Source organism: Lysinibacillus sp. NPDC056232 (genome assembly GCF_042267565.1).
GTDB lineage: Bacteria > Bacillota > Bacilli > Bacillales_A > Planococcaceae > Lysinibacillus.
Map to the genome: position 1 here is coordinate 164,054 of NZ_JBHJTF010000004.1, position 13,769 is coordinate 177,822.

Sequence of the window (13,769 nt, forward strand, 5' to 3'; positions counted from 1 at the left end):
ACATTCTGCGCAACATTGATTATAATGTTGCTAATATCTAAAAATGTAACATACATTTCAGAGTTCTGAAAGTGTCTGTCATGAGGAGAGGAGCAAGAAAGTATGAGCCAAAAAGATTTAGAAAGCTTACGTAGTCAAATTGACGGTTTAAACTTAGAAATTCTACGTCTAATTAATGAACGAGCAGCAGTAGTTGATGAAATCGGTAAGATTAAAGAAAAACAAGGTGTGAATCGCTATGATCCATTGCGTGAACGACACATGCTTGATCTTATTAAAGAACACAATCAAGGTCCATTAAACCAAATGACGGTTGATTATATATTTAAGCAAATCTTTAAAACAGCTTTAAAACAACTAGAAGCAGATAAGAAAAAAGAGTTACTTGTATCACGTAAGAAGAAATCAGAAGATACTGTCATTAATGTGAATGGTGAACTGATTGGCCAAGGAAAACCATCTTTCGTATTTGGACCTTGTGCTGTAGAATCATACGAGCAAGTAGCAGCCGTAGCAGCATCTATTAAAGCAAAAGGTGAAAAATTAATTCGTGGTGGTGCTTATAAGCCACGTACTTCTCCATATGACTTCCAAGGTCTTGGGTTAGAAGGACTTAAAATTTTAAAACGTGTGTCAGAGGAATTTGGTTTAGGCGTTATTACGGAAATTGTTACACCAGGTCATTTAGAGGAAGCATTAGATTACATCGATGTTATCCAAATTGGTGCACGTAATATGCAAAACTTCGAATTATTAAAAGCAGCGGGTGCAACAAATAAACCTGTCCTTTTAAAACGAGGCTTAGCAGCGACAATTGATGAATTCATCCACGCAGCAGAATACATTATGTCTAAAGGAAATGAAAACATCATTCTTTGTGAGCGTGGTATTCGTACTTACGAAAAAGCAACGCGTAACACATTAGATATTTCTGCTGTACCAATTTTAAAACAAGAAACGCATTTACCAGTATTTGTAGACGTTACACATTCAACAGGTCGTCGTGATTTACTATTACCATGTGCTAAGGCAGCAATTGCTATTGGAGCTGATGGCGTCATGGCAGAGGTACATCCAGATCCATCTGTAGCACTTTCAGATTCACAACAGCAAATGGATATTCCAACATTTGATGCTTTCTACAAAACATTACAAACTTTCATGAAGAATCATGAAATCAATGCTTAATTGTTGATAAACACCGCTTGCTCTAATCGGCAGGCGGTGTTTACTATATAGTGACAAAATAATGTCTAGAATAGTACTACTTGTACTTGGTTTTTCTTTTCATGTACATACTGCTTCTTGAAAAGAATATGAAAATTATCGTATGATAAGGCTATAAAAGGAAAAAAGGGAGGCACGTACGATGACTGTTACAATTTATGATGTTGCAAGAGAAGCAAATGTTTCTATGGCAACTGTCTCTCGTGTAGTCAATGGTAATCAAAACGTAAAACCGGCAACACGAAAAAAAGTATTAGAAGTAATTGAACGATTAGAGTATCGTCCAAACGCAGTAGCGCGAGGATTAGCAAGTAAGAAAACAACAACAGTTGGCGTGATTATCCCGGATATTGCAAACAATGTTTATGCGGAACTGGCACGTGGTGTAGAGGATATTGCAACAATGTATCGTTACAATATTATTTTAGCCAATTCAGACCAACATGAAGATAAAGAGCTTCAGCTACTGGATACAATGCTGGGAAAACAGGTTGACGGTATTGTCATGATGAGTGATGAAGTAACTGAAAAAATGCAACAAACTATGGATCATTCTCCTGTGCCAATTGTACTTGCAGGTTCAGTAGATGAATCACAAACAATTGCGACTGTTAATATAGATTATTATCAAGCAGCTTATGAGGCGATTACATTACTTATTCAAAATGGTCATAAGAGAATCGCTTTCGTAACAGGTCCGCTTTCGTATACTATTAATGGAAAATTCAAACTTGAAGCTTATAAAAAAGCCTTACAAGACGCAGGTTACCCTATAGATGAATCATTAATTGCTGCAGATGAATCGAGCTATGATATGGGCTTAGAGGCGTGGGAAACATTATCCTCACTAGAAAATCCTCCAACTGCTTATTTTGCAGGTAGTGATGAATTAGCAATTGGATTGATTCATGGTGCGCAGGATGCAGGTAAAGATGTACCTGAGGATATCGAAGTAATCAGTTTTGAAAATTCAAAATTAGCTCGCATGGTTCGTCCGCAGCTAACAAGTGTCGCATTACCGCTGTACGATATCGGAGCTGTCGCAATGCGCTTGCTGACAAAATTAATGAACAAAGAGCCTGTTGAAGACGAAGCGGTTATTTTACCGCATCGTATTGAGCATCGACAATCTGTCAAAAGTAAATAACGATACTTAACACGTAAATCTGTTCAGGATTTACGTGTTTTTTATGTAGACGGATAGATGACTAAGAGCAAACGAAAAGCCTCACGATTGTCGTGAGGCTAGTGTTAAACGCGTTTTTCATTACGAACAATATGTAGCGCTTTGGCTAGCATTTGCGCGTTTTTTTCTTCAATCTCAGCCTTTCGAGGGATTGGTTCATACAAAGGATTTGGATCCTCCCAAGTTGGAATAAAAGGCACTGGTGCTTCAGGCTGCCAACGATCTAACCATGCTTGAGGGAGGGGACCTGTTGGTAATTGCTGATCTGTCATTTCAAGCCATAGCATAGACCATGCACGAGGCACAACACGCCAAATATCGTACCCTCCACCACCGACAGCAATCCATTTGCCTCCACAATATTCATGTGCTAATTTATGTGCAAGCTTTGGAATTTCTCTATAAATATTCATTGTCCCATATAAATGTGTTAATGGATCGAAAAAATGTGCATCTGCGCCATTTTGCGTTAGCACAACATCCGGCTTGAAAAATTCAAAAACTTCTCGCATAGCTTTTTCATATATTTCTAGGAAACTCTCATCTTCTGTAAAAGCATCAATTGGAAAATTAAAAGAAGCGCCATAGCCTTTTCCATTTCCGCGTTCTGTAATATTACCAGTTCCGGGAAAAAGATAGCGCCCTGTTTCATGAATGGACAATGTACAAACATCTGGATCTTCATAAAAACTCCATTGCACCCCATCCCCATGGTGGGCATCGGTATCTACATAAAGTACACGAGCATTGTATTTTTCCTGCAAATAGCGAATGGCTACTGTACTATCGTTGTAAATACAAAAACCTGATGCACGTCCACGGAAGCCATGATGTAGCCCTCCACCTAGATTGAGGGCGTGCTCGGCTTTTCCTTCCATAACATAATCGACAGCTGTTAACGTTCCACCGACAAGCTGTGCACTTGCTTCATGCATATTTTCAAAAATAGGTGTATCTTCAGTGCCTATGCCGTAGCTTTCACATTGTGCCTCTGAAAGCTCACCGTGTCCGGCTCTTTTAACGATATCAATATATTTAGGGTCATGGGCAAGTAAAAGCTCTTCCTCTGTTGCGACACGAGCTGGAACAATATCCAAATCATTAAGAGCATCAATATTCTTTAGCAAATCCATTGTAAGTGTCAAGCGTTTATGATTGAAAGGATGAGTATCTGAAAATTTATATCCGAGTTGCTCTGGCGAGTAAACAAATACTGCTTTTTTCATTGTAACGAAACACCCGGTAAATTAGGCCATAATACATCAAAGCCTTCTTTGCGAAGATCTTCAATCATAGCTAGTGGATTCAATGTTTTTACTCGGACACTTAAAATTTTATTTTGGGTATTTTCAGAGTCAGGATAAACTAAGACGCTTTGGACATTTGCATGATGTTCATTGAAAATTTTTGTAATCTCAAATAATATTCCTGGCGTATCAGATACACGAATTTCAATTTTTGAGCCAGGTTCAGTGGCACCTGTTAACTCTATATATGTATAGAGTAAATCTGTAGTAGTTACAATCCCTACTAATTTCCCTCCAGAGACAATTGGTAAACAGCCTACTTTGGATTCATAAAAAGTAAGAGCTACTTCTTCTACGAAATCAAGTGGATGACCGACAAGTGGATTTTTAACCATAATTTCTTCTACTTTTGCATTAAAAACTGGAGAATTAGGCTCATCACGTAAAGAGGAAGGTAAAGCCTCTTTAATATCTCTTTCCGTGATAACCCCAAGAACGTGTTGTTCCTCATCTACAACTGGCAAATGACGTACTTTTTTCTCACGCATTAATTTCAGTGCTTCAAACACTGTATTTGTCGGAGCCAGCGTGTGAGGCTCATCATTCATAATTTCTTCTACGATCATATACTCATCCCCTTTGTGTTGGTTTTAATACATGAAGCGATTTCTAAAGCGAAGTCTATCAAATCTTTCCATTGTCTCAGGGGGCACGCGTTTTCCTTCACGAGCCATCAAGCAGTTAGCAGGATGTGATGTAATTTCAGGGTCATCTGTAGCAAAATATTCGAAGTTGGCGGAGCCCATCATTTTCTCCATCATTTTGCGATAATCCCAAACATTTAAACCAGTCCCTTTTAAATCCCAATGCCAATAATATTCGGTAGTGATAACAAGATAGTCTTCCATTTCATCTCCCATAAAAGACACGGCTAGTAGTGCCTTACCAGCACCTGTACCACGATATTCTGGAATAACTTCAATAGCACCTAGCTCGATCATATTATCAATTCGATCTTCCGCCCATCGTTCAAGTGGATCGGGATATAGATAAGTGACGTAGCCTACAATAATGTTTTCATTTCGAATAATAATAATTCGTCCTTCAGGAAGCCCTGCAATTTCTATAATGGCTTGCTGCTGTTGCTTTGGAGGTCTAAAAGCAACCAAGCCTTCGTGGAATGAATATGTAGCTAATTTTTCTGGAGGAACAGGTCCTTCCACATACACAGTACCATGCTTTGTTTCCTTTGTGACAGAAAAAAAAGTTCTTTTATGTTCCATGATTACACCACCTGAGTTTAATAATTTCATTATAGCTGATTTCCTGCGGAAAAACGCTATTATTTGTAAAATATACCTGCATTTTTAGAAAAATAAAAATATTAAGACATTCTTAATAGATTCGTGTAAAATATATTTATATTGCATCTGTTATTTAACAGATGAATGTTGTATGAATAAGCATTCATTAATTTTAAACTAGCTAAACTGTTGTATAACAAGTGCTGCAAAACGTATTTGTCTTTGGAGAAGGTAGCGGATTTTGAAGGGGGAAAATATGAAATAACGATTTGAAATTTGCTTACTAATGTACTAAAGCGATAGCAAAGAAAGGGGTAGTTTCATGGGGATGAAAACGATGGAGAAGTTGAATGCTTTACCAGGGCAATATAATTTGCCTAATTATGAGAGAGCTGCAGCAACACATGATTGGGCAGAGACAGAAAAGGGATTTAGTTGGTATGAAACAGGTCTTGTGAATATGGCGTATGAGGCAATTGATCGTCATACAGAAACACATCGAAAAAACAAAGTTGCACTTTATTTTAATGACGGTAAGCGTAAAGAGGCTTATTCTTTCAATGAAATGAAAAAGCTGACAAATAAAGCTGCAAATGTTTTTAAGGCAGCAACAAATTTAGAAAAAGGTGATCGATTATTTATTTTCATGCCACGTTCACCGGAGCTTTATTTTTCTTTATTAGGCGCATTGAAAATGGGTGTTATTGTAGGTCCATTATTTGAGGCATTTATGGAAGGTGCAGTTTATGACAGACTTGCAGATAGTGAAGCTAAAGTATTAGTGACAACACCAGAGTTACTTGAACGGGTACCTTTAGAAAAGCTACCACATTTGCAGCATGTCTTTTTAGTAGGAACTGATATAGAGGAAACAACACAAATTTTAGATTTTAATAGACGCTTGAAAGAAGCATCTTCTCAATTTGACATTGAATGGGTGGACAGAGAGGATGGTATGATTCTTCATTATACTTCCGGATCAACTGGAGCACCGAAGGGCGTATTGCATGTTCATAATGCAATGCTTCAACAATATCAATCGACGCAATGGGTACTAGATTTGCGTGAAGATGATATTTACTGGTGTACGGCTGATCCGGGATGGGTAACAGGAACAGCATATGGAATTTTTGGTCCATGGTTAAATGGTATCACAATGCTAATTGTTGGCGGAAGATTCTCTCCACAAGCTTGGTACCAAGCAATTGAGGATTATAGTGTAACAGTTTGGTATAGTGCACCAACCGCTTTTAGAATGTTAATGGGTGCTGGTAGCGGTATGCTTGCGAATTATGATCTATCTTCGTTACGTCACATTTTATCTGTTGGTGAGCCGTTAAATCCAGAGGTAATTCGTTGGGGGATTGATGAGCTAGAACACCGTATTCATGATACGTGGTGGATGACAGAAACGGGTGCACATATGATTTGTAACTATCCTTCTGTGGATATTAAGCCAGGGTCAATGGGAAAACCATTACCAGGTATCCATGCGACGATTGTTGATGACGCTGGTAATGAAGTACCACCTTTTACAATGGGAAATCTAGCGATTCGACGTGGTTGGCCAGCGATGATGCGTCAAATTTGGGGGAATCCAGAGCGTTATGAATCCTATTTCTTAAAAGGTGAATGGTATGTGTCTGGGGACTCCGCCTATATGGATGATGATGGTTATTTCTGGTTCCAAGGGCGTGTAGATGATGTGATTATGACAGCTGGTGAGCGGGTAGGTCCTTTCGAAGTAGAAAGTAAACTACTAGAGCATCCTGATATAGTCGAGGCAGGGGTGATTGGAAAGCCAGATCCTGTACGGGGTGAAATTATTAAAGCTTTTGTATCCTTACGTGAGGGTGTAGAACCTTCAGATGCATTGATTGAGGATATTCGCAATTTTGTTAAGAAGGGCTTATCTGCACACGCAGCACCTCGTGAAATCGAATTTAAGGATAAACTACCAAAAACACGCAGTGGTAAGATCATGCGTCGTGTGTTAAAGGCGTGGGAGTTAAATTTACCAACTGGTGATTTATCTACGATGGAGGATTAATTATAAGAAGCAGGAATTTATTCGGTCGACGAAAAATTCCTGCTTTCTTTTTTGAAAAAAGTAAAATTTCATTCAACAGAGTTTTTGCGGTTTAGTATTAGCCCTCTACAAGCGCCGTATATAATAATTGTTTACCTTCTATTTCAACAATAATCGTGTAAGTGTCATGATCATTTGTAGCGAAAATTTCAGATCCAACTGGCAATTTAGTAGCACAAAAGTCTTTGAAAAATAGAGTGGATGTCGTCGTTTTTTTTATTTCTCCGATTTTATCTTCTTTTATAAAAGCATCCTTTTTTAGAGATTCTTGATCGGCTGCTTTTATATAGATTAATTCATCAATTTGTAAAATATCTGCTTGGGCATTTTCTTTAAGAATAGTTTTTGCTGTTGGATTACCTGGTATAACAGAAGAACACCCTGTAAGTACTAATAGAAACAAAAAGGAATATACTAAAATTTTTTGCATAATAACACATCTCCTTTCAATGCCTTACTCGATAATAGAAAAATTAGTTCCCTCATTTTATACCTTCTAGGAAAAAAGCATATTGCTATTATTTAATACAATAATATAAAAAAAGATAAGTAAGGTAAGTAAAACTATTTTTATTTTTGGGCCCATTTTTTAAAAAGGAAATTATTTCAAACAATGTGATGTTGATTGGAGTGGAGGCTGGGCGACTCCTCAGGGATCAGCAATAGAGGAACGAAGGCTAAGAGCATCACATCCTGTGATAACGCCTTCGTGACCAAAATCGGTGCTGTTGCTGTCGCTACGTTGCACTACGCTCTCGCACAGACAAAAACACTTTGCTGACGCTGCGTTAGCACTACGCTTTCGCGCAAAAAATATCTAGACCCTGCAGCGAAGCGAAGCGGCTCATCGAACGCCCCCAGGAAGCTTTGCTCTGTGCGAAAGCGAAGCGGCAGCAACAATGTTTTATCTGTGCGAAAGCGAAGCGACAGCAACAATGTTTTATCTGTGCGAAAGCGAAGCGACAGCAACAATGTTTTATCTGTGCGAAAGCGAAGCGACAGCAACAAATGTTTTCTGTAGCGAAAGCAAAGCGTCAGCTACAAATGTTTTATCTGTGCGAAAGCGAAGCGTCAGCAACAAATGTTTTCTGTAGCGAAAGCAAAGCGTCAGCTACAAATGTTTTATCTGTGCGAAAGCGAAGCGTCAGCAATTGTTTTATCTGTGCGAAAGCGTAGCGACAGCAACAACAAAGCGCCCAGTCGGAACGGAAATCAGCCTCACGTTAGAGTGATGAGCATAGTTTAATACATTAAAATGCAGAAAAAAACTGAATTCTTACTAGTGAATAAGTTAACCTTTTAGGGAGTTCGTTCATTCTATTTAAGCATTCTCTTTGTTTTATAGCGTTTAGTTATTCGGATTTTACTCAAAATCAATTACTTAGTAAAGATTGCGAAAAAATTCAAATATAAATAAAAATTCAGTTGACTTAATAAATATGCAGACGTATACTAATTTTAACTTATTTCAGAGGTGAGTGCATTGAAAGTAGGAATTGTTGGTGCAACCGGATACGGTGGATTAGAGCTTATTCGATTTTTACATAATCATAAAGCGGTGGAGCGGATCGATTTATTCACATCCTCAGAAGAAGGTGTCATTTTTTCTTCTAAGTTTGGTCATCTCGTTCATATAGCCGATACACCTTTACAAAAAATTGATTATGGGGCTTTAGAGAAATTTGATGTTGTTTTTACAAGTACGCCTTCAGGGGTGACAAGTGAGCTATTACCTCCATTGGTAGGGAGAGGGCCTAAATTAATAGACTTGTCTGGTGACTTCCGTTTACAAGATCCCACGAGCTATGAAGCGTGGTACGGTAAAAAAGCGGCACCATTGGAAATCATTCAACAAAGTGTATATGGCTTAACTGAGTGGAATGCAGAAAATGTTCAACATGCTCCTCTTATCGCCAATCCAGGGTGCTACCCAACAGCGGTTTTACTTTCGTTGTTACCGTTGCTAAAAGAAAGATTGATTGATTCGAACTTTTTAGTAATTGATGCGAAAAGTGGGATTTCAGGGGCCGGTAATAAGCCATCGCAAACGACACATTTTAGTGAGACAAATGAAAGCTTTTCAATCTATAAAACAAATGCACATCAGCATATACCAGAAATCGAGCAGGCCATTTCAATGTTTGCAGGGGTCGATACAACCATTTCTTTTAATACTCATTTAGTGCCAATGACTAGAGGGATTTTATCTACCTCATATGCACCTGTTATGCCTGGTGTTACAGAGCATCAGCTAGTGGCTTGTTTACAGAATGCCTATGAAAAGCATCCGTTTGTACGGATTGTTACAGATGTAAATAGTCTAGGAACAAACCGCGTTAAAGGTTCGAACTATTGTGATATTTTTGTAAAAGTAGATAGCCGTACGAATCGTGCCACAATCGTTGGCGTTATCGATAATTTAGTCAAAGGGGCTGCAGGGCAAGCCATTCAAAATATGAACGTTCAATTTGATTTACCACAAACGACAGGATTAGATGTCGTTCCATTCTTTATTTAAAAACAAAGGAGGAAAGATTTTATGACATTAATAGCATCCGCAAGTATTATGAAAAAATTATCAAGTAAAAATATTGTTTCACCAAAGGGCTTTAAAGCTGCGGGTTTACATTGTGGTTTAAAGCATAAGAAAAAGGATTTAGCTGTATTAGTAAGTGAAGTACCAGCGAGTGTAGCAGGTGTCTTTACAACGAATGCTGTGCAGGCAGCACCATTAAAAGTAACGAAAGAGGTTGTATACACAACGAAGAAAATGCAGGCGATGATTGTCAACTCTGGAAATGCTAATGCATGTACAGGGAAGCAAGGGGCGAAGGATGCACAAACAATGCAGTTCTTAATGGCAGAAAAGCTTGGTATCGAGGCAAATTTAGTAGGTGTTTGCTCAACGGGTGTCATCGGTGAAATTATGAATATGGAGCCAGTGGCAAATGGGGTTAATCAGTTAGAGCCAAAGGATAATTTAGAAAGTGCGATTGATTTTGCCCAAGCGATTTTAACAACAGATACCGTTATGAAAAACACAAGCTACAGCACTATTGTTGATGGTAAAGAAGTTATTATTGCTGGGGTTGCAAAAGGTTCGGGTATGATTGAACCAAATATGGCGACAATGCTAGGTTTTATTACGACGGATGCAAATATTGAATCAGATGTCCTGCAGGCAACATTATCTGATATAACTAATTTGACTTTTAATGCAATTACAGTGGATGGGGATACATCTACAAATGACACAGTAGTTGTGATGGCAAACGGCTTAGCTGGCAATGAAGCTTTAACTCCTAACCATCCAGATTGGCAAAACTTCTATTATACATTGAAAACAGTAGCTCAAGACTTAGCAAAAATGATCGCCAAAGATGGTGAGGGTGCAACGAAGCTGATTGAAGTTGAAGTGGAAGGGGCAATTTCTGATGAAGAAGCGCGTAAAATTGCTAAAACAGTAGTTGGTTCACCGCTTGTGAAAACGGCAGTATTTGGGTGTGATGCAAACTGGGGACGTATTATTGCCGCTATAGGATATAGTGGCGCAATGGTTGATCCAGAAAAAATTACGATCCAAATTGGCGGTGTTACTATGGTTGAAAACGGTGAGCCAGTTCCGTTTTCAGAGGATGGGTTAATTCAGATTTTAAAAATGCATGAAGTGAAAATCTATGTGTCACTTGGTATTGGGGAAGGCAAGGGGCATGCTTGGGGATGTGATCTAACTTATGACTACGTTCAAATTAATGCCTCATACCGCTCGTAAACGAATGGTCATTAAGCTGGGTGGTAGTACGCTAGAAGGCTTAAATGAATCGTTTTTTGAGAATTTTAAAAAACTCCAAGAAAGCGGTGTAGAGCTTATTATTACCCATGGCGGTGGCCCGGCTATTAACCGTGAACTAGCGGTGCGCGGTATAGAATCACATGCTTTAAACGGTATTCGTGTAACGAGCAAAGCTGCAATTGATATTGTACAGTCAACATTAATAGGAAAGGTCAATCCAGCGCTTGTTCATGAATTAACAACGGCCGGCATAGCTGCAATTGGTTTAAACGGATTTGATGGTCAGTTGATTGTAGCGGATTATCTAGACAAAGATGTATTCGGTTTTGTTGGAGAAGTAAAGACCGTCAATACATCTTTGCTAGAAGCATTAATTAGTGCGGGGATTGTACCGGTTATTGCTTGCGTTGGAGCAGATGAACATGGCCAGGCATTGAATATTAATGGGGATACGGTAGCTAGCGAAATAGCACTAGCTTTAGATGCAGATAGCTTATTACTAGTAACGGATGTAAGTGGTATTCGAATTAACGATGAATATCAATCAAAAGCAACATCTTCTTTCATTAATCAATGGATAGAGGAAGGGCATATTTACGGTGGAATGATTCCTAAAGTTCAAGGAGCTCTCGAATGCTTAAATGCAGGTATTCCATCAGTGCAAATTGTTGGGGAAAACTTAGTAGGTACGACGATTTTATCTCGTTCTCAGTGAAAGTTATTCTTCTTTATAGTAGGAATGACTGTTCTAATGGCATAGAGGTAGCAATATAGTTGAGTAAGATTGAAGATTTTAGCGATGAATTTAAGTAGGGGTGATAAGATGAGTGCTTTATTTGGAAACTATGGCAAACGCCGCGCCCAAATTGTCAAAGGGCAAGGAACAGTTGTCGAAGATTCTGCTGGGAAAAAATATTTAGATTTTATAAGTGGAATTGCTGTAGTGAGTCTTGGGCATGCACATCCTGCAATTGTGGAGGCTATTCAAGATCAAAGTAAAAAGCTATGGCATACTTCTAATTTATTTGATATTCCTGGTCAGGAGAAGGTTGCCCAAAAATTAATAGCTGATACACATTTTTCTTATGCATTTTTCTGTAATAGTGGTGCGGAAGCAAATGAAGCGGCCATTAAGCTGGCACGTAAGCATACAGGGAAAAATCATATTATTACTTTCGAGAAATCCTTTCATGGGCGAACTTTTGGAGCAATGTCCGCAACAGGTCAGGGCAAGGTACATAATGGCTTCGGACCACTTGTTGAAAAGTTTACAATTCTGCCTTTTAATGATGTGGCAGCGCTTGAAGCAACGATTGACGATTCTGTCGCAGCGATTATGTTGGAGATGATTCAAGGTGAGGGCGGCGTTAACAGTGTATCACCAGAGTTCGCAGCAGCAATAGCGAAAGCCTGTGACGACAAAGGAATATTACTAATGATCGATGAGGTTCAAACAGGTATTGGACGAACAGGAACAAAATATGCTTTTGAGCAAACGATTTTAAAGCCACATATTGTGACATTGGCCAAAGGGCTAGGTGGGGGCTTCCCTGTCGGTGGGATGCTTGGAACAGCCGAGCTATATGATACATTTAGTCCTGGCACACATGGGACAACATTCGGTGGGAACCCACTTGCAATGAGTGTTGCTGAAACCGTGCTTGATCATGTCTTTGAACCTGCATTTTTACAAAATGTACAGGAGCTATCCACATATTTTGTGAAGCAGTTGAAAGCGAATCTCCCTTCTACGTATACCGTACAGGGCCAAGGTTTACTTCTTGGTATTGGCTGTGGCGATATTGAGGTAGCCTCATATATAGCAGCGGCAGAGGAAAAGGGCTTATTATTAGTAGGAGCAGGGCCAAACGTTATTCGGCTATTACCACCATTAACTGTGTCAAAAGCTGAAATCGATGAAGCAATTTCGATTTTAAAAACGATACTGTTATAGTGTCTGGACATTTAAATACGATAAAAAATAAATCTGCTAGACTTCTTTTTAAGAAATCTAGCAGATTTTTTTAATGCTTATTAAAAAAGACTTATCACCATAACGTGGGGTTGATTTCCGTTCCGGCTGGGCGCTTTGTCGCTGACGCTTCGCTTTCGCGCAGATAAAACATTTGTTGTTGCTGTCGCTACGCTTTCGCACAGATAAAACAATTGCTGATGCTTTGCTTTCGCTACAGAAAACATTTGTTGCTGTCGCTTCGCTTTCGCACAGATAAAACATTGTTGCTGACGCTTTGCTTTCGCACAGAGCAAAGCTTCCTGGGGGCGTCCGATGAGCCACTTGGGCCAACACGATGTTGGTCACGAAGGCGTTATCACAGGATGTGATGTTTTTAGCCTTCGTTCCTCTGCCTGCTCGCTCCAGGGTCTCAGGCCAACAGATGTTTTTTGCGCGAAAGCGTAGTGCTAACGCAGCGTCAGCAAAGTGTTTTTGTCTGTGCGAAAGCGTAGTGCAACGTAGCGACAGCAACAGCACCGATGTTGGTCACGAAGGCGTTATCACAGGACGTGATGGTTTTAGCCTTCGTTCCTCTATTGCTGATCCCCAAGGAGTCGCCCAGCCTCCACTCCAATCAACTTATATACTTAGAATACGTTTTAAAAATGTCATCTGCAACTTTTGAGTAGTTTAGTAAAATCTTATCCCGCATTAACGGGCAGTAATTTATCTGTACCGAAAGCGAAGCGTCAGGTACAAGACTCTCGCCTCGAATTTAGGCGGGAGAGTAACTGCCCGTAAAAGCCCGATTGGTGAAGACTAATAATCAGAGGGGGTTGGAGAAAACCCCCTCTGATTAAAGTTTCACTTTATCCCGCATTAACGGGCAGTAATTTATCTGTACCGAAAGCGAAGCGTCAGGTACAAGACTCTCGCCTCGAATTTAGGCGGGAGAGTAACTGCCCGTAA

14 protein-coding genes are annotated in these 13,769 nt (G+C 39.4%); 9 read left to right on the forward strand and 5 right to left on the reverse strand.

Annotated features, from left to right (window positions below):
- Positions 1-102 precede the first annotated feature (102 nt).
- Together ACFCYJ_RS05265 and ccpA are read left to right on the forward strand one after the other, a co-directional pair.
- Positions 103-1,188, forward strand: a complete 1,086-nt coding sequence (locus ACFCYJ_RS05265) for a bifunctional 3-deoxy-7-phosphoheptulonate synthase/chorismate mutase (protein ID WP_376071595.1) — start codon at positions 103-105, stop codon at positions 1,186-1,188.
- A gap of 181 nt (positions 1,189-1,369) precedes the next feature.
- Positions 1,370-2,374, forward strand: coding sequence for a catabolite control protein A (gene ccpA / locus ACFCYJ_RS05270; protein ID WP_376071598.1), 1,005 nt, complete (start codon positions 1,370-1,372; stop codon positions 2,372-2,374).
- Positions 2,375-2,478: 104 nt separating this feature from the next.
- Here ccpA and ACFCYJ_RS05275 read toward each other — a convergent pair whose 3' ends face one another.
- From ACFCYJ_RS05275 to ACFCYJ_RS05285, 3 genes are read right to left on the reverse strand one after another with little or no spacing between them, the layout of a single operon-like run.
- Entirely contained in the window at positions 2,479-3,639 is a 1,161-nt protein-coding gene (locus tag ACFCYJ_RS05275) for an acetoin utilization protein AcuC (protein WP_376071601.1), read from the reverse strand.
- Positions 3,636-4,286, reverse strand: a complete 651-nt coding sequence (locus ACFCYJ_RS05280) for an acetoin utilization AcuB family protein (RefSeq protein WP_376071604.1) — start codon at positions 4,284-4,286, stop codon at positions 3,636-3,638. The genes ACFCYJ_RS05275 and ACFCYJ_RS05280 overlap by 4 nt, the downstream gene beginning before the upstream one ends.
- A gap of 24 nt (positions 4,287-4,310) precedes the next feature.
- Positions 4,311-4,943 carry a GNAT family N-acetyltransferase gene (locus tag ACFCYJ_RS05285; protein WP_079561699.1) on the reverse strand — a complete coding sequence of 211 codons (633 nt, stop codon included), beginning with the start codon at positions 4,941-4,943 and terminating at the stop codon, positions 4,311-4,313.
- Between the two features lie 343 nt (positions 4,944-5,286).
- Between ACFCYJ_RS05285 and acsA the strand changes: the two genes are divergently transcribed.
- The gene (gene acsA / locus ACFCYJ_RS05290; protein ID WP_376071607.1) at positions 5,287-7,014 is read left to right on the forward strand and encodes an acetate--CoA ligase; all 1,728 of its coding nucleotides are present in this window, start codon (positions 5,287-5,289) and stop codon (positions 7,012-7,014) included.
- A 97-nt stretch (positions 7,015-7,111) separates the two neighbouring features.
- Here acsA and ACFCYJ_RS05295 read toward each other — a convergent pair whose 3' ends face one another.
- Entirely contained in the window at positions 7,112-7,483 is a 372-nt protein-coding gene (locus ACFCYJ_RS05295) for a hypothetical protein (protein WP_376071610.1), read from the reverse strand.
- Positions 7,484-7,920: 437 nt separating this feature from the next.
- On the opposite strand from ACFCYJ_RS05295, the gene ACFCYJ_RS05300 reads away from it, so the two are divergent.
- The 5 genes from ACFCYJ_RS05300 (at position 7,921) to ACFCYJ_RS05320 (ending at position 12,800) form a co-directional block, all read left to right on the forward strand.
- Positions 7,921-8,229, forward strand: a complete 309-nt coding sequence (locus ACFCYJ_RS05300; protein ID WP_376071612.1) for a hypothetical protein — start codon at positions 7,921-7,923, stop codon at positions 8,227-8,229.
- A 307-nt stretch (positions 8,230-8,536) separates the two neighbouring features.
- Complete coding sequence (gene argC / locus ACFCYJ_RS05305; protein WP_376071615.1) at positions 8,537-9,571, forward strand: N-acetyl-gamma-glutamyl-phosphate reductase; 1,035 nt, start codon at positions 8,537-8,539, stop codon at positions 9,569-9,571.
- 21 nt (positions 9,572-9,592) lie between these two features.
- Positions 9,593-10,825, forward strand: a complete 1,233-nt coding sequence (gene argJ, locus ACFCYJ_RS05310; RefSeq protein ID WP_376071618.1) for a bifunctional glutamate N-acetyltransferase/amino-acid acetyltransferase ArgJ — start codon at positions 9,593-9,595, stop codon at positions 10,823-10,825.
- A complete protein-coding gene (gene argB / locus ACFCYJ_RS05315) occupies positions 10,788-11,561 on the forward strand; it encodes an acetylglutamate kinase (RefSeq protein WP_376071620.1) in 774 nt (257 codons plus the stop codon). Before argJ ends, argB begins: the two co-directional genes overlap by 38 nt.
- 108 nt (positions 11,562-11,669) lie before the next feature.
- On the forward strand, positions 11,670-12,800 hold the full coding sequence (locus ACFCYJ_RS05320; RefSeq protein WP_376071623.1) for an acetylornithine transaminase: 1,131 nt from the start codon (positions 11,670-11,672) through the stop codon (positions 12,798-12,800).
- 57 nt (positions 12,801-12,857) lie between these two features.
- Here the strand turns inward: ACFCYJ_RS05320 and ACFCYJ_RS05325 are convergent, their stop codons facing one another.
- Positions 12,858-13,166, reverse strand: coding sequence for a hypothetical protein (locus tag ACFCYJ_RS05325; protein WP_376071626.1), 309 nt, complete (start codon positions 13,164-13,166; stop codon positions 12,858-12,860).
- Between ACFCYJ_RS05325 and ACFCYJ_RS05330 the strand changes: the two genes are divergently transcribed.
- Complete coding sequence (locus ACFCYJ_RS05330; protein ID WP_376071628.1) at positions 13,156-13,485, forward strand: hypothetical protein; 330 nt, start codon at positions 13,156-13,158, stop codon at positions 13,483-13,485. The two genes, ACFCYJ_RS05325 and ACFCYJ_RS05330, sit on opposite strands and share 11 nt — an antisense overlap.
- The last annotated feature ends 284 nt before the right edge of the window (positions 13,486-13,769 follow it).